This window comes from Anoxybacillus sp. J5B_2022 (assembly GCF_026847645.1).
GTDB lineage: Bacteria > Bacillota > Bacilli > Bacillales > Anoxybacillaceae > Anoxybacteroides.
Genome location: NZ_JAPSMC010000026.1, coordinates 1 through 19,371, shown reverse-complemented (window position 1 = coordinate 19,371; position 19,371 = coordinate 1). Strand labels below are relative to the sequence as shown.

General features: G+C 45.0%; 24 protein-coding genes. 22 read left to right on the top strand and 2 right to left on the bottom strand.

The window, feature by feature from the left end; all coding sequences use genetic code 11:
* Positions 1-100 precede the first annotated feature (100 nt).
* From M4I42_RS09000 to M4I42_RS08945, 12 genes are all read left to right on the top strand, one after another.
* Positions 101-1,540, top strand: coding sequence for an NAD(P)/FAD-dependent oxidoreductase (locus M4I42_RS09000; protein ID WP_268851854.1), 1,440 nt, complete (start codon positions 101-103; stop codon positions 1,538-1,540).
* 417 nt (positions 1,541-1,957) lie between these two features.
* Positions 1,958-2,950 (top strand): biotin synthase BioB, encoded by a 993-nt coding sequence (bioB, locus tag M4I42_RS08995; RefSeq protein WP_268851880.1) that lies wholly within the window; start codon positions 1,958-1,960, stop codon positions 2,948-2,950.
* Between the two features lie 123 nt (positions 2,951-3,073).
* On the top strand, positions 3,074-4,438 hold the full coding sequence (locus M4I42_RS08990) for an aspartate aminotransferase family protein (protein ID WP_268851853.1): 1,365 nt from the start codon (positions 3,074-3,076) through the stop codon (positions 4,436-4,438).
* Complete coding sequence (locus M4I42_RS08985; RefSeq protein WP_268851879.1) at positions 4,422-5,123, top strand: CoA transferase subunit A; 702 nt, start codon at positions 4,422-4,424, stop codon at positions 5,121-5,123. The genes M4I42_RS08990 and M4I42_RS08985 overlap by 17 nt, the downstream gene beginning before the upstream one ends.
* Positions 5,108-5,761 carry a 3-oxoacid CoA-transferase subunit B gene (locus M4I42_RS08980; RefSeq protein WP_442864095.1) on the top strand — a complete coding sequence of 218 codons (654 nt, stop codon included), beginning with the start codon at positions 5,108-5,110 and terminating at the stop codon, positions 5,759-5,761. The genes M4I42_RS08985 and M4I42_RS08980 overlap by 16 nt, the downstream gene beginning before the upstream one ends.
* Positions 5,762-5,775: 14 nt before the next feature.
* Positions 5,776-7,047 (top strand): peptidase, encoded by a 1,272-nt coding sequence (locus M4I42_RS08975; protein ID WP_268851851.1) that lies wholly within the window; start codon positions 5,776-5,778, stop codon positions 7,045-7,047.
* 38 nt (positions 7,048-7,085) lie between these two features.
* Positions 7,086-7,925, top strand: a complete 840-nt coding sequence (ablB, locus tag M4I42_RS08970; protein ID WP_268851850.1) for a putative beta-lysine N-acetyltransferase — start codon at positions 7,086-7,088, stop codon at positions 7,923-7,925.
* A gap of 57 nt (positions 7,926-7,982) precedes the next feature.
* Positions 7,983-9,380, top strand: coding sequence for a lysine 2,3-aminomutase (gene ablA, locus M4I42_RS08965; protein ID WP_268851849.1), 1,398 nt, complete (start codon positions 7,983-7,985; stop codon positions 9,378-9,380).
* Positions 9,377-9,649: a YokU family protein gene (locus tag M4I42_RS08960; protein WP_268851848.1), complete on the top strand. Its 273-nt coding sequence runs from the start codon at positions 9,377-9,379 to the stop codon at positions 9,647-9,649. Before ablA ends, M4I42_RS08960 begins: the two co-directional genes overlap by 4 nt.
* 70 nt (positions 9,650-9,719) lie before the next feature.
* Complete coding sequence (locus M4I42_RS08955; RefSeq protein WP_268851847.1) at positions 9,720-9,935, top strand: YozE family protein; 216 nt, start codon at positions 9,720-9,722, stop codon at positions 9,933-9,935.
* 135 nt (positions 9,936-10,070) lie between these two features.
* Complete coding sequence (locus M4I42_RS08950; protein WP_268851846.1) at positions 10,071-10,721, top strand: hypothetical protein; 651 nt, start codon at positions 10,071-10,073, stop codon at positions 10,719-10,721.
* A 249-nt stretch (positions 10,722-10,970) separates the two neighbouring features.
* Positions 10,971-11,141, top strand: a complete 171-nt coding sequence (locus tag M4I42_RS08945; RefSeq protein WP_268851845.1) for a YozD family protein — start codon at positions 10,971-10,973, stop codon at positions 11,139-11,141.
* A 426-nt stretch (positions 11,142-11,567) separates the two neighbouring features.
* Here the strand turns inward: M4I42_RS08945 and M4I42_RS08940 are convergent, their stop codons facing one another.
* Positions 11,568-12,494, bottom strand: coding sequence for a DUF2515 family protein (locus M4I42_RS08940; RefSeq protein WP_442864094.1), 927 nt, complete (start codon positions 12,492-12,494; stop codon positions 11,568-11,570).
* An 89-nt stretch (positions 12,495-12,583) separates the two neighbouring features.
* Here M4I42_RS08940 and M4I42_RS08935 point away from each other — a divergent pair, with 89 nt between their 5' ends.
* The 5 genes from M4I42_RS08935 to M4I42_RS08915 all read left to right on the top strand — a co-directional run bounded on the left by M4I42_RS08935 (position 12,584) and on the right by M4I42_RS08915 (position 15,074).
* On the top strand, positions 12,584-12,775 hold the full coding sequence (locus M4I42_RS08935; RefSeq protein WP_268851844.1) for a hypothetical protein: 192 nt from the start codon (positions 12,584-12,586) through the stop codon (positions 12,773-12,775).
* A 2-nt stretch (positions 12,776-12,777) separates the two neighbouring features.
* Positions 12,778-13,599 carry a serine/threonine protein kinase gene (locus tag M4I42_RS08930; protein ID WP_268851843.1) on the top strand — a complete coding sequence of 274 codons (822 nt, stop codon included), beginning with the start codon at positions 12,778-12,780 and terminating at the stop codon, positions 13,597-13,599.
* The gene (locus M4I42_RS08925) at positions 13,583-14,347 is read left to right on the top strand and encodes a sporulation protein (protein WP_268851842.1); all 765 of its coding nucleotides are present in this window, start codon (positions 13,583-13,585) and stop codon (positions 14,345-14,347) included. Before M4I42_RS08930 ends, M4I42_RS08925 begins: the two co-directional genes overlap by 17 nt.
* A 137-nt stretch (positions 14,348-14,484) precedes the next feature.
* Complete coding sequence (locus tag M4I42_RS08920; protein WP_328284604.1) at positions 14,485-14,805, top strand: YodL domain-containing protein; 321 nt, start codon at positions 14,485-14,487, stop codon at positions 14,803-14,805.
* A gap of 110 nt (positions 14,806-14,915) precedes the next feature.
* A complete protein-coding gene (locus M4I42_RS08915; protein ID WP_268851840.1) occupies positions 14,916-15,074 on the top strand; it encodes a hypothetical protein in 159 nt (52 codons plus the stop codon).
* A 16-nt stretch (positions 15,075-15,090) separates the two neighbouring features.
* On the opposite strand, the gene M4I42_RS08910 is transcribed toward M4I42_RS08915, so the two are convergent.
* Complete coding sequence (locus M4I42_RS08910) at positions 15,091-15,246, bottom strand: hypothetical protein (protein ID WP_268851839.1); 156 nt, start codon at positions 15,244-15,246, stop codon at positions 15,091-15,093.
* A gap of 104 nt (positions 15,247-15,350) precedes the next feature.
* On the opposite strand from M4I42_RS08910, the gene M4I42_RS08905 reads away from it, so the two are divergent.
* The 5 genes from M4I42_RS08905 to M4I42_RS08885 form a co-directional block, all read left to right on the top strand.
* Complete coding sequence (locus M4I42_RS08905; protein ID WP_268851838.1) at positions 15,351-15,737, top strand: hypothetical protein; 387 nt, start codon at positions 15,351-15,353, stop codon at positions 15,735-15,737.
* Positions 15,738-15,925: 188 nt separating this feature from the next.
* A complete protein-coding gene (deoD, locus tag M4I42_RS08900) occupies positions 15,926-16,630 on the top strand; it encodes a purine-nucleoside phosphorylase (RefSeq protein ID WP_268851837.1) in 705 nt (234 codons plus the stop codon).
* Between the two features lie 50 nt (positions 16,631-16,680).
* On the top strand, positions 16,681-17,580 hold the full coding sequence (locus M4I42_RS08895; protein WP_442864093.1) for a D-alanyl-D-alanine carboxypeptidase family protein: 900 nt from the start codon (positions 16,681-16,683) through the stop codon (positions 17,578-17,580).
* Between the two features lie 230 nt (positions 17,581-17,810).
* Positions 17,811-18,674 (top strand): cation diffusion facilitator family transporter, encoded by an 864-nt coding sequence (locus M4I42_RS08890; protein WP_268851836.1) that lies wholly within the window; start codon positions 17,811-17,813, stop codon positions 18,672-18,674.
* A gap of 49 nt (positions 18,675-18,723) precedes the next feature.
* The coding region (locus M4I42_RS08885; protein WP_268851835.1) for a CorA family divalent cation transporter at positions 18,724-19,371 on the top strand (648 nt) is incomplete at its 3' end.

Sequence of the window (19,371 nt, the reverse complement as noted above, 5' to 3'; positions counted from 1 at the left end):
CAAATAAAATTAATAAGAAAGTTCGTTTTTGTAGTTGACGTCATAGCCGATCCCTGTTATAGTTACAAATGGAAAAAATGATGTGTTGGAGGCTTTTATAATGAAATCACATTATGATGTCATTGTTGTCGGGGCAGGGCCGGCAGGAATTTTTACTTGTTACGAATTAACGTTAAAGCTTAAGGGAGCGAACGTCCTTCTCATTGATAAAGGCCATGATATTTATAAACGCCACTGTCCTATTTTGCAAAAAAAGATTGAAAAATGTCCGCCTCCTGCGGGCAAAAAAGAATATGCCGGCTGCGTGCCAGCTTGTTCGATTACGAATGGATTCGGCGGCGCCGGAGCGTATTCCGACGGGAAATTTAACATTACAAGCGAATTTGGTGGGTGGATGACCGATTATTTGCCCGCATCCACTGTGCTTGAACTCATTCGTTACGTCGATGCGATTAACTTAAAACATGGGGCAACGGAATCGATCACCGATCCGACGACGGAAAAAGTGAAAGAAATTGAGCGGCGAGCCTATGCGGCAGGATTGAAGCTGTTGCGGGCGAACGTTCGGCATTTAGGAACGGAACAAAACTTAGAAATTTTAAAAAGCATTTACGAATATTTGCGCGAACATATTGATATGGCGTTTCAAGCGGAAGTCGAAGACGTGCTTACCGAAAAACAAGGCAATACTCATGTCGTCAAAGGAATCGTGTTAAAAAACGGCGATGTCATAACGGCAGAAAAAGTGGTGATTGCTCCAGGGCGCGACGGATCGGCATGGCTTTCGAAGCTATTAAAAAAGCGACGCCTTCGCATGATCAATAACCAAGTTGATATCGGCGTGCGCGTGGAAACATCGAACATCGTGATGGAAGAAATTAATGAACATTTATATGAAGGGAAATTTATTTTTAACACGTCGGTCGGTACACAAGTGCGGACGTTTTGTAGCAATCCGTCCGGACATGTCGTTGTCGAAAACCATTCCGGTATTATGTTAGCGAACGGCCACGCGTACAAAGATCCGAAGCTTGGCAGCAACAATACGAACTTTGCGCTATTAGTATCGCATAAATTTTCTGATCCGTTCGATAAGCCGAACGAATATGCGCACGAAATTTCGCGGTTGGCTAATGCGCTATCTAACGGCGGCATTATTGTGCAAAAATATGGTGACATTTTAAAAGGAAGACGTTCGACGGAAAAACGCATGAAAGAAGGATTTATTGAACCGACATTAAAAGAAGCGGTTCTAGGTGACTTAGGACTCGTGCTTCCGTATAACACGATGAAAAGTTTAATTGAAATGACGGAAGCATTAAACTACGTCACACCAGGGCTTGCTTCTGAACATACGTTGTTTTACGGAGTGGAGGCCAAATTTTATTCCGCCCGTCCGAAACTAAACGACCGGTTTGAAACAGAAATTTCCGGATTGTATGTAGGCGGCGATGGCGCCGGTATTACGCGCGGCTTGGCGCAAGCAAGTGCATGCGGCATCTGGATCGCCCGGGATATCGTGGAAAAGCTCATGAAATAAAAGGATGAGGCGCTCTCATCCTTTTTTAAAAGATAAGAAAGCATTCCTGTTAGAAAGGTTTTGGGTCTACCACGGTCATAATCTTCATAAAGGGGGAGCTGTCTAGCTCCAAGCGCCATCGGCTCGAGTCGCTCCGCCCCTTCTTTCGGCGGCGACACGCTGAATTCACTTCTTTGAAATATCCCACGCAAGCCCAAGCTTTGCTTGGGCTGAGCCTCCTCGGTGGGGCTTGTGCGATCTTCGCCGATAGGCGGGCGCTTTGCGCTTTTCTTAATCATTATAGTAAACTTGTTTTTAAAAAAGGTTGACAATTCAATATTCATTACCATACGATAAATGTAATCACACGTGCGGAGACGGGGAGTCGAAGGACGAAAGTGATGAAAAAGTATGTTGATCACGAGGGGGAGAGGCATGATGCCAGATTGGTTAGCATTAGCCGACCGTGTGTTAGCGGGAGGAGAAATCACGGATAAGGAAGCCGAAGCAATTTTAGACTGCCCAGACGACGAACTACTTTTATTAATGCAAGGTGCGTATACCATTCGTCGGACATATTACGGCAACAAAGTGAAGTTAAATATGATCATTAACGCAAAATCAGGGCTATGTCCGGAAAACTGTGGCTACTGTTCGCAGTCGTCGATTTCTACTGCACCGGTCAACACGTACAAAATGGTGGATAAAGAAACGCTTATTCGCGGGGCAGAAGAAGCGTACCGCCAACAAATCGGCACATACTGTATTGTCGCTAGCGGACGCGGTCCGAGCGAAAAAGAAATCGATACGGTTGTTTCTGCGGTCCAAGAAATTAAAGAACGATTCGGATTAAAAGTATGCGCTTGCTTAGGCATTTTAAAACCGGAACAAGCAGCTCGCTTAAAAGAAGCTGGCGTTGACCGCTACAATCATAACATTAATACGTCGAAAGAACACCATCCGAACATTACGACATCGCATACATACGATGATCGCGTCCAGACGGTTGAAACGGTGAAACAAGCTGGCATGTCCCCATGTTCGGGAGTCATTATCGGCATGAGAGAAACGAAGCAAGATGTTATTAATATGGCGCGTAGTTTAAAAGTGCTTGATGCTGATTCCATTCCTGTTAACTTTTTGCATGCGATCGACGGCACGCCGCTTGCGGGCACAAATGAACTGGACCCGCGGTACTGTCTAAAAGTATTGGCATTGTTCCGTTACATCAACCCGACAAAAGAAATTCGCATTTCCGGCGGACGCGAAGTGAATTTGCGCTCGCTGCAGCCGCTCGGATTATATGCGGCCAACTCGATTTTCGTGGGCGATTATTTAACGACTGCCGGTCAAGAAAAATCGAAAGACTTCCAAATGCTCGAAGACCTTGGGTTTGAAATTGATTTTGCGCATGCTCAACCTGTCTGCTAAACAATGAAACTGCTTCCAACACGGAGGCAGTTTTTTTATTTTTCAGAACACCGCTTATTTTCATGAAAAAGTTTTTTCCCGCATACTATCTCAATACAGGGAAAGAAAAGGGGGGAGCAACAAATGGGGCCTACCTATCTTATTAAACCTCATCTCCACCGTACGTACCCAACAGTGCAATCCGCTAAAGGAATATACGTATATGATACAACCGGAAAGAAATATGTCGATGGCTGCTCCGGCGCGGTTACGGCTAATCTCGGCCATGGTGTGCAAGAAGTGATCGAAGCGATGAACAAGCAAGCCGCACAAGTAGCGTTCGTTTATCGTTCCCAATTTACAAGCGAAGCAGCGGAAAAGCTAGCGGAAACATTAAGCAAGCAGATCGGCCGCGGTACAACTTATTGGACGTTTCTTGTCAACAGCGGCTCGGAAGCAACAGAAACAGCGATGAAAATCGCCATTCAATATTGGCAAGAACAAGGTCGAAAAGGAAAAAATAAAATTTTATCGCGCTGGTTGAGCTACCATGGCATTACGCTCGGAGCGCTCTCTTTGTCCGGCCATCCGGTTCGGCGCGCGCAGTTCGTTCCATTGCTTGAAGATTTTCCGACCGTTTCGCCGCCGTATTGCTTTCGTTGCCCGTACGGATTAACGCACCCAGCTTGCCAATGGCGCTGCGCTGACGAGTTAGAAGCGGCGATTGTCCGCATTGGCACTGAGCATATCGCAGCGTTTATCGCAGAACCAATTATTGGTGCTGCGGGGGCAGCGATTACACCACCGGACGGCTACTACGAACGCATTTATGACATTTGTCGTCGGCATGACATTTTGTTCATCGCCGACGAAGTGATGACCGGACTTGGTCGAACAGGAAAAATGATGGGGCTTGATCATTGGAACGTACAAGCGGACATTATCGTGCTCGGGAAAGGGTTAGGAGCAGGGTATACACCGATTGCGGCGACGCTGGCAAGTGAACGAATTATGGAACCAATTGTCAACGGTTCAGGAGTCATTATGAGCGGGCATACATTAAGCGCCAATCCACTCTCCGCAGCCGTAGCATTCGCCGTGCTGCAATATATCGAGCAGCATCACCTTGTGCAGCGGGCGCACGACATGGGAACGTACTTATTTACGAAATTGAAAAGGTTGCAGCAAGAGTTTGCTTGGATTGGCGATGTGCGCGGCAGAGGGTTGTTGCTCGGTATCGAATTTGTGACCGCGGATACGAAAGAAATGGTTCCAAGTGCTCTTTCATTTACTGATTTAGTGGTCACCACGGCGCAACAACATGGGTTGCTCGTCTATCCATCCGCCGCAGGCAACGGAAAAGACGGAGCTGCGATTATCATCGCACCACCACTGACGATTGAACGTGCGCAAGTTGACGAACTAACACAATTACTTGAGCAGACGTTTCGACATATTGATCACCGGCTTCCCGCTGGAATGAAAAGGAATGATCGTGATGATTCGTAATGAATATGGAAAAATTATTTCGATTGAGCAAGCCGTTTCCTACATTACGGACGGATGCTCGTTAATGGTCGGAGGATTTGGCGGTGTCGGTTCGCCGCCAGCGCTTTTACAAGCGATTTTCGAGAAAGGAGTCGGGCAATTGACGCTTATTTGTAATGATACGGCTTTTCCGCATATTGGGGTCGGACCGCTCGTCAGTCAAGGAAGAGTGAAAAAAGCGATCGTGTCCCATATCGGATCGAACCCGATTGCCGGTCAGCGGCTACATGACGGAACGCTTGAAGTGGAATTTTGCCCGCAAGGAGTGCTTGTTGAGCGGATTCGTGCAGGTGGTGCCGGATTGGGTGGAATTCTCGTTGATATCGGCGTCGATTATGAGTGGTTAGCGAATGGAAAACAGGTGGTCGAAGTAAATGGAAAGCGATTTCTTTTAGAGCTTCCGCTCATCGCAGACATTTCCCTTGTTTATGCCAAAAAAGCTGATCCGTTCGGCAATTTAATTTATGACAAAAGCGCCCGCAATACGAATCCGCTAGTCGCGATGGCAGGGACGATGACGATCGCGGAAGTGGAAGAAATTGTGCCGCTCGGCGAGTTGGATCCGGAAGCAATCGTCACGCCGGGCGTGTTTGTGAACTATATTGTGCAAAGTAGCGGGGTGAATTGGAAATGGATTTGGGAGTAAGGGAGCGCATCGCCAAACGGGCAGCGCAAGAGTTGGCGGACGGAATGATTGTCAATCTTGGCATCGGCATTCCGTCGCTTATTCCGAATTTTTTGGGCAACAGGCGTATTTTGTTTCAAGCAGAAAATGGCGTCCTTGGAATCGGAAAAAGCCCAGCAAAAGGGGAAGAAGATGCGAACCTTTGCAATGCCGCTGGTTATCCGGTCACGGTCGTAAGCGGTGCTTCCTACTTTGACAGCGCCACTGCTTTTGCGATGATTCGCAAAGGGCTGATTGATGTGACAGTGCTGGGAGGATTACAGGTAAGCGAACAGGGAGATTTGGCTAATTGGATGGTTCCGGGAAAACGCGTGCCGGGAGTCGGCGGCGGGATGGAGTTGGCGCAAAAAACAAAAAAAGTCATTGTCGTGATGAGCCACGTCAACAAAGACGGCGAACCAAAAATCGTCCCCACATGTTCTCTGCCGTTAACGGCTAGACGTTGCGTTGATTTGATCATCACTGACCGTGCGGTGATTGAAGTAACAAACGAAGGATTGTTGTTAACGGAAGTGATGGCTCCGCACGATGTAGCAGATGTCGTCTTCCATACAGCCGCACCGCTACGTATGGCTGGTACGCTAAAGCGCATCGAATAGAAGGGGTGAACGAGTTGGAACACATTCAACATAAACTTCATCTTTGGTTCGGAAAGCAGAAAAAAGCATGCATTGAACTATTAAGACGGCTTGTCCAAGAGGCAAGTACCCAAGCAAACGAAGCGACGGCACAGGCGCTTATCATCGAAAAATGCCGCCAACTGCAATTGCAGCTTGATATATGGGAACCAGAAATCGAGAAGCTGAAAGAGCATCCGTATTTTGTTTCGGCGCGTACGGCATTCCACAATAGTCCCAATGTCGTCGCGGTATGGAAAGGGACAGGAGGAGGCCGCTCGCTTATTTTGAACAGCCATATCGACGTCGTTCCAGAAGGGGATGTGACACAATGGGAAGCCGATCCGTACAGCGGCATGGTGAAAGACGGAAAACTGTACGGCCGCGGCGCTTCGGATATGAAGGGCGGCACAGTCGCGCTTCTGTTAGCGATGGAAGCGTTACAAGCGCTTGGCATTCGTTTGAAAGGAGATGTCATTTTCCAAAGCGTCATCGAAGAAGAAAGCGGAGGTGTCGGTACATTGGCCGCCATTTTGCGCGGATATCGAGCCGATGGGGCAATCATTCCAGAGCCAACCGACATGAAACTATTTCCGAAGCAACAAGGTTCACTTTGGTTTCGCTTGACCGTTCGTGGCAAGTCAGCGCACGGCGGCACCCGTTATGAAGGAGTAAGTGCCATCGAAAAGGCATGGGGCGTGTTTGCGTGCCTTCAACAATTAGAAACGGAACGGAATAAACGTATCAATGACCCGTTGTACCACCATGTCCCTATCCCGATTCCGATTAACATCGGGACGATTCGTGGTGGAACATGGCCTTCGTCCGTCCCAGATTGTGTCGTGTTAGAAGGGAGAATGGGGGTTGCTCCGAATGAAACGATCGAACAAGCAAAACGGGAGATGGAAGAAGCACTGCAATCGCTTAGTGAACATGACAAGTGGTTTCAAAGCAACCCGGTAGAACTAGAATGGTTCGGGGCGCAATGGCTACCGAGTTCTATTGAAACGTCTCATCCATTGTTACAAACTGTGACAAAGGCATATCGAGAAGTAAAAGGGGCAGACCCTGTGATCGAGGCCGCACCGTGGGGGACAGATGGAGGGCTGCTTACACAAGTCGGAGCGATTCCAACGGTCGTGTTCGGACCAGGGACGACAGCGGTAGCTCATTACCCAAATGAATATATTGAAATCGACCGCGTGCTAGAGGCGGCCGAAATGATCGCATGCGCCATGATTGACTGGTGTGGCGTCGATGGAGTGTGACACGAAAAGAGCCATTCGGCAATGAGGGAGGGAAAGGAATGGAAAGGATGATTCACGAAGAACATTTTGCTGCTTCCGTTATTTTCGATGATTTCAATGAGCGCTTGCGGGTCGAGGATTACCGCGGGTATGTGCCCGCTTTCATTGACTACGTCACACATGCTGCGCAACAAAAAGGCTATACGAAACTGATCGTTAAAGCAAGGTACGAGCATTTATCGTTATTTATCGAAAAAGGATTTCAATATGAGGGGTGGATTCAAGGGTATTTTAACGGAAATGATGCTCATTTTCTCGTTTCCTATTTTCAGCAGGAGCGCAAGACGAGTGAAAATGTGTGCATGGAAGATCAGATCGTGGCATCGGTTCAAATGAAACCGCGCCTCCTTTCTTTACCGCCGCTTCCGTCAGAATACAAGATGAGAAAGGCGGAGCCACCCGATGCGCCAGCGTTAGTAAACTTTTATCGTTCGATTTTTGCTGTTTACCCTTCGCCGCTTCATGATCTTTCTTATGTAGAAAATGCTTTAAAAAAAGGGGCGATGTTTTACGTCATTGAGCATGACGAACAAATCGTTAGCGCCGCCTCCGCAGAAGTAAACGAAACATACCATAACGCGGAACTGACGGACTGTGCCACATTGCCTAGCTATCGCACGCATGGCTTGATGAAACATTTATTAAAAAAATTAGAAGAGGAGTTGAAAAAACAAGGTATTTTTTGCGTCTATTCTCTTGCCCGTGCTCCGTCATATGGAATGAACGCTGCTTTTCATCAGCTCGGTTACCGCTATAGCGGACGGCTGACAAATAACTGCTACATTTACGACGACCTAGAAGATATGAATATATGGGTAAAAGATTTATCAAGCGCGTGACGCTTTTTCATATGTCGCATAAATATGCTAGTAAATTTTAATGAAGGGGAGTTGCGAATGTATCGTCCGAAACGCCATTGGAAAGACATCGAGCTTTGGAAAGACGTGACAGAGGAGCAATGGAACGATTGGCTTTGGCAATTAACGAACACGATTCGAACGTTAGATGAGTTGAAAAAGGTCATTCACTTAACTCCAGAAGAAGAAGAAGGGGTAAAATTATCAGCGAAAACAATCCCGCTCAATATTACCCCGTATTATGCTTCATTAATGAATCCAGATGATCCTCGCTGTCCAATTCGCATGCAGTCTGTACCAGTTGCGAAAGAACAATATAAAACGAAATACGATTTAGAAGATCCGCTTCATGAAGACGAAGATTCACCTGTTCCTGGTTTAACTCACCGTTACCCGGATCGAGTGCTCTTTTTAATTACCAATCAATGCTCAATGTATTGCCGTTACTGCACAAGAAGACGTTTTTCTGGGCAGGTTGGCATGGGAGTGCCGAAGAAACAGCTCGATGCCGCGATCGAATATATCGTGCAAACTCCGCAAGTGCGCGACGTTTTACTATCTGGCGGGGACGCATTACTAGTGAATGACCAAATTTTAGAATACATTTTAAAGAAATTACGTGCCATCCCTCATGTAGAAATTATTCGCATCGGAACAAGAGCTCCTGTTGTTTTTCCGCAACGAATTACCGAAAACTTGTGCAACATTTTGAAAAAATATCACCCTATTTGGCTCAACACCCATTTTAATACATCCATCGAAATTACAGAACAGTCGAAGCGGGCGTGTGAAATGCTTGTGAACGCTGGAGTGCCGGTCGGCAATCAAGCGGTGATTTTAGCAGGCATTAATGACAGCGTCCCGATCATGAAAAAGCTCATGCACGATTTAGTCAAAATGCGCGTCCGCCCGTATTATATTTACCAATGTGATTTATCGGAAGGAATTAGCCATTTCCGCGCTCCTGTTTCGAAAGGGATCGAGATTATTGAAGGGCTGCGCGGTCATACATCTGGTTATGCAGTGCCGACGTTTGTCGTCGATGCACCGGGCGGAGGAGGGAAAATTGCCTTGCAGCCAAACTATTTGCTCGCACAAACGCCGGAAAAAGTCATTTTACGAAATTATGAAGGGGTGATTACGTTTTATCCAGAACCGCAAGGGTACGTTCCAAACCGGGCAGAAACGTATTTTAAAGAAATTTTTCCAGATGTCGAGCAAAAACAATCAACTACTGGAATTGCGGCCATTGCGAACGAAATAAAATCCGCCATCGTCCCAGAAGGGCTCAATCGCATCGAACGGCGGAAAATGTACGAAGCAGACCCGAACCATAAATCATTGAAAGATTTGCGTGAAAAACGGGATGAATTAAAAGAGAAAAAATATGAGGCGATGTTGAAAAAAGCCGATGGAACGGAGAGGAAGAGCGAATGACAACATGTCTTTGGTGTGGTTCGAACGACGTGACGGCTACACAACAAACGGTTTATTGGGAACTCCCGGATGGGCTGCGCGCCATTGAAATTACTTGTACGCCGAGCATCTCGTGCGCCGAATGCGGCATGGTTTATCAGGAAGAAGAAGTAGTTACGGCAATTGAAGACCAATTGTTTCTCATTGATACTATTCATTTAGCGAAAACCGTTACGTATGAAGAACTGATGAACCGGCCGCGGTGGATAAAGCGAAATTATTTTCGATAATGCTTCACAAATCGATAAAAACCGATTAAAATGACAAACAATAAGAATAACGAAAGAGGATGGGACAACGATGCGTTCGTTTTATCGGTATTTACTGAAATTTCGCGACGGGAAAAAGGACGATCCGGTCGTTCGGTTAGCGAATGGCGTTTATTACGATCATAGCTTTCCGAAAAATTCCGCTGATTACGATGAAATTAGCCGTTATTTAGAAATGAATGGCGATTATTTAGAAAGCATGTCTATTTTTGATGAAGTGTGGGAGCGTTTTTTGCAAGAGGCGTAAGCATTTGAGCAAAAACGTCCCTCTTTTTTTGTAAACGCTAACAAAAGGCTTTTGCATATTCATCGAGCAATCGGTGTCCACTTGCTTTTCTTTGCATATAATTTATTAACAAAATGTTAGAGAGGAGGGAACGAGATGGAGGGGCCAAAATTTTCGATTGGAGACGTGGTAGTGAATACGCTGTACGGAACGGTCGGGGCGATTACGGACGTTCAGTACATTGACGGAATGTTTTTATATGAAGTGAACCATAGTACTAGCTTGTTTATGGAACAATCATTGGTGCTATTGTCTGAATTTTCCGGTGATATATGGATTACCGATGAAATTGAAATTGAACTGCCATTTTTTCTCGGTGAACTTGTTCAAGTGCAAAACTATGAAAACGATGTATTTAAAATCATTGGAGTACGTACAGAGATTTACCGCTATCAAGATGAGGGGTGGGAGGAAATTGTTTATGAGTTGAAGCGGTTAACGGACGGATTAGAAATTGAGGCGAATATTGAGGACGTCATTTCCATCGCTTCTTCTGAAGAAACATCCGTTGTCGTACTGCAAGATATCGCGTTGTTAGGGTATGTCGGCCGGCGTGAGCCGCTTTCTTTCCAATCATTGCTTCCGGTCCCGTCGGAAGATGACGAATCGGTCGATCAATTATTAGATATGTATAATGATTACCGGCGATTATATGAATGGTTTGGCGATGAGCAATACAAGCAAACAATGGAAATGACATTAATGAATTTGCGAAAGCTTGTCCACGAAAAAAACTCATCCTCTTAAAAATTGTACGAGCAAATAGAAAAAATAAGGCATTCCAAGGCAAACGATGATGATAAACATGCCATTAGTGATTGACTCCATTGCGTTGTCGATCCTTTCATCGACTTTATTCATGGTCATTCCTCCCCCGTTTCGTTATTTCTAATGCTAATGTATGACCGCTTCTTTTTTTGCATACATACGAAGGAAAAATTCTTTTGACATAAAGCAATGATTTCCAACATAAAACATTAAAAAGGGGGCGATATGGTGAAAGAAATCGAAGTCGTCATTGATACGGAAGAAATTGCGGAATTTTTTTATCGCGAGCTTATCCGTCGCGGCTTTGTTCCATCGCGAATCGAACTCGAAGAACTTGCTGACATTACGTTTGATTACTTAATCGAAAAGTGCATTATTGACGAAGAGGTGGAGGAATAAGAAGGGAACGACGAGGGGAGCTCGTCGTTTTTTAGTGCAAAGATAAGAAAGCATAAAATTTACTACCACGGTAGGGAGCTGTCTAGCTCCAAGCGCCATCGGCTCGAGTCGCTCCGCCCCTTCTTTCGGCGGCGACAGCCTCCTCGGTGGGGCTTGTGTGATCTTCGCCGATAGGCGGGCGCTTTGCGCTTTTCTTACTATCTCCCATCATCTCGATCAATAGGACTAAGCTCAGCTTTTTTTCGTGACGGTCGCGATTGCTTGCAACTTTTCGAGATTGTTTGCATAATGGCGTGTCAGTTCAGGCTCGGTCATAAAAGGAATAGTTTCCACTTCACGTAACATTGCCAAATTGTGAAACCAATCGCGTTTGTCGAGAAAGCGGTGCTCGATTGTAGGCCAAGCATCGTTTAACGTCGGGCTGAATTAATGAACATCGTCGTTTGTTTTAGAAAACACGTGGGGCCAAAAATCCGCGCGCGACCCAGTATGGTTTGTTTGTCGCGCAAAGCGGTAGACGTGCCGAAAAAGCGATTTTCGATAAAACAACATACCGTAAAGTGCTTTGCCGATTTCGATGCGATGCGAAACGTCAGCAAAATCGCGGACGGTAATGCCGGTTAAGCGAGTATGGCGGCCGTTTTTATAAGGAATAAGCACATCGTTGAATCCGAACCACTGTTGACATAAAAACGGAAATGTCGCGATGACTTCTTTCTGGAAAAAGGGATGTTCCACGACGCGCTGCTGAATATATTGCTGTTCATTGATGATAAGCGCTACCGTTAATAACGGTGCGTCGTTCGTTTCGTAAAAATGTTCCCAAAACGGCCTCATAAAGGCGGAAACAGAAAAGTACGGCAATAAATGAAATAATTTTTTCTTCTGCTGCTTGCATTTTTCGTATAAAAGCAGTTGGGGATAAGCGTCATGAAAAATAAGGGCGTTGGCCCGTTCTAAAAATAAAAACAACGGTTCGATTAGTTCGGATGCTACTACCATAGGAACGAGGTTTCCTTTTAAATCGGTCATATTCCAGCCGCCGTTGCGCGACACGAGATGCGCTAAAAACGCCCAATGCACTTCTGGGCAACGTTGAAAAAAGAAAAAATATGCTTCGGTGCGGGTAACGTTATCGCGGTTATATCGTTCCGTTTGTTGGTGAATAGAAGCCACTATCTGTTTTTCTTCAGCTGTCAGCGGCTGTTTTTGTTGTAGCTGTTCCCATTGGCCGCATAGTTGTTTGAGCAACGATGAGGAAACAACCGGAATCGATTGACGATACAGTCGATAACGATAGAGCGATTGAAGTGGATGGGAAAGAGCGAATAAAAATCGATCAAAAATCGTCATGCGGATGATCCCCTTCGCAAAATTTTTGAAACCTCATAACTTCTGTTCCGTATACATAAATAACCGAATCGAAAAAAGGAGCGATGACCATGTTCAAAAAAATCATTAAATCGATTATCAAGGAAAGCCTTTCTCACCACCATTATCATAAGCGGCATTATACGAGTAGCGACCATTACGGCAAACATTATAAAAATATCCATCCTTCCCATTACGGTCATGGGCATTATAAAAAGAAGCATCATAGCGGTAGCTTTTTTTCGAGCTTCTTCGGTAGTTAACGATGCATTTTTCTTATTTTCGCCAGTTCATCGAGCGCTTATGCGAGCGGCGCTATCCAACTGGCACCGTTTTGCGCGGTCGCTATCAAGTGGTGCGCGAGCTCGGTATGGGGAGTTACGGAATTACGTATGTCGCGATGGATTTGCAGACAAATACACAAGTAGTCGTTAAACAAATGCGAACCGTCAAAAAGAAAACAAGAATCGAGTCGTTTGCGCGGGAGGCGAATATTTTACAAAGGCTCGAGCATCCGCAAATTCCTGCGTTATATGAAACATTTATCGAACATGGCGTGCCACATCTTGTGATGGAATACATCGACGGTGATACAGTCGAGTCGCTTATTTTTGAAAAAGGAAAAATGTATACGGAAAAAGAAGCATTTGAGCTGTTAAAACGTGTATTAACAGTTGTCCAATACATTCATGAAAAAGGGGTTGTTCATCGCGATTTGCGTATTCCGAACATTTTGCTAAAAAACGGTCACGTCTATGTCATTGATTTTGGTTTGGCACGTTTTCTTTATGAACAAATTCCTCACCTAGACACGTATACGCTCGAAAAAAAGCTGCGCCGTGAGATTGATGTGAGAAGCGACATTTATGCGTTAGGGCATTTCTTATTGTTTTTGCTCTATTCATCGTACGAGCCGAACACGGAGGAAGAGCGAAGCTGGGAAGAAGAGTTGGAGATTTCCGAAGCGGCTCGTTCGATTTTGCGGAAAATGTTGCAAATCGACCCGCCGTATCGCGATGTTGTCGAATTGATGAAAGAAATCGAACGAACGATGGAAGGGTGGAAAAAAGATGTCATTGTTTCATAAAATGTTAGCAAGCATCGGAATCGGTGCGGCCAAAGTGGATACGAAGCTTTTATCAGAGCGGTTGATGGCTGGTGATGACGTCGAAGGAATCATCGAAATTGCAGGCGGTCACATCGCGCAAGAGATCGATCACATTTATCTTTCGTTGTACGCTACTTACACGGTGGAAGCGAACGATCGAAAAACGACTGCCCATGCGCTTATCGGAAAGTGGAAGGTAACAAACCGATTGACGGTCGATGCATATGAAAAAAGGATCGTCCCGTTTCGATTTACGCTGCCGATCGATACGCCAATTTCTGTCGGCAAAACGAAAGTATGGCTTCACACGGGTCTTGATATTAAACAAGCGATCGATCCGACGGATGAAGATTATATCCGGGTCGAGCCAACTCCAGTCATGACTGCGTTGTTAGCGACGATGGAAGCGCTTGGATTCCGGCTTCGCGAAGCAGAGTGCAAAAAAGCTTCATGGCATCATCGCCTGCCGTTTGTCCAAGAGTTTGAGTATGTGCCAAAAAGCGGCTTGTTTCACGGAAAGTTAGATGAAGTGGAAGTTATCTTTTTTCCGCTTTCACAAACAGAAGTGGACGTGTTGCTGCAAATTGACCGCCGTGCTCGCGGGATCGGCAGTTTATTAGCGGAAGCGCTCGATTTGGACGAATCGTACGTACGTTTTCGCCTCACGAGCGAAGACGTTCCGCATCTTTCGCAAAAATTGTCACAGCTTATACAATCGTATGGTTAAAGATTGGGTATTCCTCCCAATCTTTTTTTATTTTGTCTATAGTTGTTATTCGACAAAACAACTGTCATTTTGCTAAAGGAATCGACATGCTAAACCGCTAATATGTTGTAGAAAATGTGGAAAGGGAGAGGATATTGATGGTCAGTCTTTTGAAAAAAGTATTAAAAACAAAACAGACATATGATGTCACCTTGTTTCAAACGCCAAGATTCGGGCAAGGGAAAGGATATGAGCAAGTATATCGGCTTACCTTGACAGCTTCAATGCATGATGAAGTGTTAGCTGTTGTTTATCGCATGTTTAACGTGGCGGACTTACTTCCAAAAGATTATAAAGCGCGCTATATGAGCACTGGAGATATTGTATTGATCGATGAAGGGGTACGAGGACAAACGTATTATAAACTATGTTCCGAAGGATGGAAAAAAATTAGCCGTCTTCACTTCATTAAAAATTAGAAAATTCAAAATAATTAGTTTTATCCGATGCGAGAATATGATACAATGAAAAAAAGTGAATAAAACGGCACGTGCAAGGAAATGGATAGAGAAAGAAAGGGGGCGAGCATTTGTCAAAGCAACACGAATTTCCAACGATCGCACCGGGAATAGATGATTCAGAAGAGTTGAATCGAAAAGCATCGAAAGAGGAGGTCGCTCGCGGGGAGTATACGAAAGTGACGACATTATCGTTCGATGAAGTCGATTCAGCAAACAAACCCTTGTAAAACAAGGGTTTGTTTGCTAGTCAGACGGATTATCGTGATGTCCAGGTCCGTTTTTCCGCTCAGCTGCCGAATATTCTTTCGCGTGAGCAGCTTCTTCCGAAAGCAACGCTTCTTGCGGAACATGATTATTCTTTTTCTGTCCATTAATGCGGTTGCGATGTTTTTTTCCCATCGTTCGTTCCTCCTTTTCGTTCGTTGTTTATTAGTATGCGCCAGTTGCACTTCGTTATTGATGACTATTTTTAGGAATTTTCATGGAGAAAGGGGTTATCGCCTATGACGGCATTGATTGTTTCTGCGGTTCTTGGCGTAGTATTGACGGCGGCTACATTGTATGCAAAAGCAGCGATCGAGCGAAGATTCAATCGGCGCAGAAAAATTCCAGCGTTGCATGCCGTCAATGTGTTGGCAATCGGCGCAATTATCGCCAGCTCGTATTATATGTTAGCGAATATGTCGCTTCACGGGAAGCAGATTTTTTACGTATATTTTGGCGCGATCGAGCTATTATTGCCTATTTATGTGTTGTTCGGTGTATGGTTTGATCGATACGAGAAAAAAACAAAAAAATATACGACAAGCGCCGACAAAAAGGTGCTATACATTAAACAAAAATATTTAGCGCATCGGCGGAACGATCATTACCATTCCAAAACATCTTAAAAGGGAGCGCTCCCTTTATTTTTTTGCGCTCGCTTGTTTGTGCTAGCGAATTAGCTTTGTTAATGTTTTCCCCATTCTTTTCTCCTTTTTGAAAGCGTTTAGTCCTCCCATTGTATCTAAACGATAAAGGGTGTACAATGAGAAAGGGAATTTCCCTCGCTGAAATGAAACTGAAGGAGGACACACGAATGAGTATTCACATCGAAGCAAAAGAGCATGAAATAGCGGATAAAATTTTGTTGCCAGGCGATCCACTCCGGGCTCAATATATTGCGGAAACGTTTTTAGAAGGGGCAACTTGCTATAACCGCGTTCGCGGCATGCTTGGATTTACTGGTACATATAAAGGCCATCGCATTTCGGTGCAAGGAACAGGAATGGGCGTTCCATCGATATCGATTTATGTCAACGAGTTGATGCAAAGCTATAACGTACAGACGTTGATTCGCGTCGGCACATGCGGAGCGATTCAAAAAGATGTAAAGGTGCGCGACGTTATTTTAGCGATGAGTGCTTCGACAGACTCACAAATGAATCGACTAACGTTTGGCGGAGTAGATTATGCGCCGACGGCAAACTTCGACTTGCTGCGAACCGCTTATGAAGTTGGTGTAGAAAAAGGGTTGCAATTAAAAGTAGGGAACGTGTTTACGGCAGATATGTTCTACAACGAAAATGCAGAGTTTGAAAAATGGGCGCGTTACGGTGTGCTAGCAGTAGAAATGGAAACGGCGGCTCTCTACACGCTAGCTGCCAAATTCGGTCGCAAAGCGCTTTCCGTATTAACGGTAAGTGACCATATTTTAACAGGAGAAGAAACGACAGCCCAAGAGCGACAAACAACGTTTAATGAGATGATCGAAGTCGCTTTAGAAGCTGCGATTCGCGTGTAAAACAAAACACCCTTGGGGACCCAAGGGTGTTTCAAAGTAAGGTGAAGAGAGTGAAACGCACATTGTTAATACTCGCTGCGGTTTGCCTCGCGGCTGGCTGCGCGCCCATCCAAGAAAATTCGCTGCCGAAAAAACCGTCAACTGAGCAAAAACAGACGGAAGAACGACCGAATGAACCCATAACAGAGAAACCGTCGACCGAAGAGCCTACGCCATCTAATGTGGAGCAACCTAGCACGGAACAGCCGGATGCGGTCCAAAATCCAAGCATCGATCCTGAAACGGAGCCGCCAGCTGACCCGGATTTGCTTTTGGAAGCAAAATATTGGAACGTGATTGAAGTGCAAAACGGTCAGAAAGTAATTATGAACCCAACGAATATTTTAGCGCTCGTTAATAAAGAACAAAGTTTGCCAGCTTCGTATAAACCAAGCGATTTAGTTGTTCCGAACGTACCGTTTTCGTTTTCTGAAACGAATGTTGAAAAACGTTATATGCGTTTAGAAGCAGCTAAGGCGCTTGAACAACTATTTGCCGCTGCAAATAAAGCAGGCATCCAATTAGTGGCGGTGTCCGGCTATCGGTCGTACGATCGGCAAAAAGAGCTATTCGATGAAGAAGTGAAGAAAAACGGAAAAGAAAAAGCGATTCACGCGGTTGCATTCCCAGGACAGAGCGAACATCAGACGGGACTAGCGATTGATATTTCTAGTCTAAGTATGAAATCTAGTCTTACAGCTGCATTCGGTGATACAAAAGAAGGGAAATGGGTCGCCGCCCACGCCCATGAATACGGATTTATTATTCGCTACCCAAAAGGGAAAGAGGCAATCACGGGCTATCAATATGAGCCGTGGCACATCCGGTATGTTGGCAAAAAAGCAGCAAAAGTCATTTTTGAAAAAGACATTACGCTTGAAGAATATTTCCAAATCGTGAAAAAAATATAAAGGTCGCTCTAACGAAAGAGCTTCCTTTTTAGCTATTATGTTTACATAATAAATCTTTTGTAAACAATAAATACAGCTCATTTTTTGCCTAATGCAATAAAGTTCACTAAGTGAGAAAAAGTTTGTCTCATTCTATAGTTGTTCGATATCGCAATTTTGTTGCTGTAGACTCACAAGGTGCCACGCTGGTAAACTAATACATGCAAGTAGGAAAAGTAAGGGTGAAGCGAATGAAGCCAGAATTAGGGGCTTGGGTGAGTATCGCTAGCTATATTAGCTTAGCGATCATTAAATTAATCATTGGTTATACAGCGCATTCAGACGGAGTGACAGCGGACGGATGGAACAACTTCAGTGATATTATTTCCTCAGTGGCGATTTTGATCGGCATTAAAATCGCCCAAAAGCCGCGCGACCATAACCATCCGTATGGTCATTCGCGCGCCGAAAATATTTCGTCGCTTATTGCTGCCTTTATTATGATGTCGATTGGGTTAGATGTCGTTGGCAAAGGGGGGCTGTCTCTCTTTCACGGTGAGCGGGAGGCGACGCCGCAACCGATTGCGGCGTGGGTTGGTGTGTTTTCAGCAGCTGTCATGTTAGGCGTATATTGGTTTAATAAACGGCTCTCCGAACGAGTAAATAGCCAAGCGCTGGCTGCAGCAGCGAAAGACCATTTATCCGATGCCCTTGTCAGCATCGGAACAGTGGTCGGAATTGGTGGTGCTCAGTGGCAAGTATGGTGGCTTGATCCGCTCGTGGCATTTCTCATCGGCATGATTATATGCAAAGCAGCATGGCATATTTTTTTCGAAACGTCGCATCTGTTAACGGACGGGTTCGATGAACGAGCGTTGACAAGATATGAGCGAGAAATTGCGGCGATTGACGGCGTGAAGCGCGTATCGGACGTGAAAGCGAGGATGGTTGGAAATCAAATTATTCTTGATGTCACCATTCATGTCGCCGCCGACTTAACGGTCGCAGAAAGTCATGAAATTGCCGATGAAGTAGAGAAAATGATGAAACAGCAACATCATATCGAAACGACACATGTTCATATTGAACCAGACGAAAGCCTTAATCGCTCATAAACGATTAAGGTTTTTTTCATACTATAGACAAAAAGAAAGGAACGGGTAGATGATCACGAACATAAAAAATGGCTGGACTCATTTTACAGCGGAAACGAAAAAGGAACTGCTAGCACTTGCCGAACAAATGAAGCTTCATCCGTTAGCTAAAGACGCTCTTTTACTTGGAAATGATGTTCCGAAAGTTGATGTATACGGTGACTTTGTGTTTGTGTCGCTTGCTTTTCTTGGCGATAATCGGCAAATCAGAAAACTGCAGCTGATGATCGCGAAAGAGCGAGTCATTAGTTATACGGAACGGGCAGAACCGATTGTTGAGAAGATCAAAGAGAAGCTATGCCATCATCCAGAACACGCTTGGCGTCCGAGCTTTATTTTGTACCAATTTTTAAACGTCGTTACATTTCATTTTTTACAAATGATTGATGACATAGCGAATCATATACAAACACTTGAAAAACAAGTGTTTAAAACACCGTTTGAAAACGACATTGGACATAGCGTCTATCGCTGGAAAGTGAAAATTCATCAGCTACGCCAAATCGTGGAAGCTCAAGCGGAAATGATGAAATCGCTTGATCACCCTACATTTCCCTATATAGAGGAAGAGGTTCGCCCGTACATGCAAGATATTACAAGCCGCTTTTCCCGCATTATTTCTGCGCTTGATATGTTTAAAGAAACGTTATCTAGCATT

Coding starts and splice junctions, on each gene's coding strand:
- M4I42_RS08960 (WP_268851848.1), top strand. CDS start 9,377: ATGACAACATGTCTTTGGTGTGGTTCGAACGACGTGACGGCTACACAA.
- M4I42_RS08940 (WP_442864094.1), bottom strand. CDS start 12,494: ATGACGATTTTTGATCGATTTTTATTCGCTCTTTCCCATCCACTTCAA.
- M4I42_RS08920 (WP_328284604.1), top strand. CDS start 14,485: ATGGTCAGTCTTTTGAAAAAAGTATTAAAAACAAAACAGACATATGAT.
- M4I42_RS08935 (WP_268851844.1), top strand. CDS start 12,584: ATGTTCAAAAAAATCATTAAATCGATTATCAAGGAAAGCCTTTCTCAC.
- M4I42_RS08955 (WP_268851847.1), top strand. CDS start 9,720: ATGCGTTCGTTTTATCGGTATTTACTGAAATTTCGCGACGGGAAAAAG.
- M4I42_RS08980 (WP_442864095.1), top strand. CDS start 5,108: ATGGATTTGGGAGTAAGGGAGCGCATCGCCAAACGGGCAGCGCAAGAG.
- M4I42_RS09000 (WP_268851854.1), top strand. CDS start 101: ATGAAATCACATTATGATGTCATTGTTGTCGGGGCAGGGCCGGCAGGA.
- ablB (WP_268851850.1), top strand. CDS start 7,086: ATGGAAAGGATGATTCACGAAGAACATTTTGCTGCTTCCGTTATTTTC.
- bioB (WP_268851880.1), top strand. CDS start 1,958: ATGCCAGATTGGTTAGCATTAGCCGACCGTGTGTTAGCGGGAGGAGAA.
- M4I42_RS08950 (WP_268851846.1), top strand. CDS start 10,071: ATGGAGGGGCCAAAATTTTCGATTGGAGACGTGGTAGTGAATACGCTG.
- M4I42_RS08910 (WP_268851839.1), bottom strand. CDS start 15,246: ATGGGAAAAAAACATCGCAACCGCATTAATGGACAGAAAAAGAATAAT.
- M4I42_RS08925 (WP_268851842.1), top strand. CDS start 13,583: ATGTCATTGTTTCATAAAATGTTAGCAAGCATCGGAATCGGTGCGGCC.
- M4I42_RS08890 (WP_268851836.1), top strand. CDS start 17,811: ATGAAGCCAGAATTAGGGGCTTGGGTGAGTATCGCTAGCTATATTAGC.
- M4I42_RS08990 (WP_268851853.1), top strand. CDS start 3,074: ATGGGGCCTACCTATCTTATTAAACCTCATCTCCACCGTACGTACCCA.
- M4I42_RS08905 (WP_268851838.1), top strand. CDS start 15,351: ATGACGGCATTGATTGTTTCTGCGGTTCTTGGCGTAGTATTGACGGCG.
- deoD (WP_268851837.1), top strand. CDS start 15,926: ATGAGTATTCACATCGAAGCAAAAGAGCATGAAATAGCGGATAAAATT.
- ablA (WP_268851849.1), top strand. CDS start 7,983: ATGTATCGTCCGAAACGCCATTGGAAAGACATCGAGCTTTGGAAAGAC.
- M4I42_RS08930 (WP_268851843.1), top strand. CDS start 12,778: ATGCATTTTTCTTATTTTCGCCAGTTCATCGAGCGCTTATGCGAGCGG.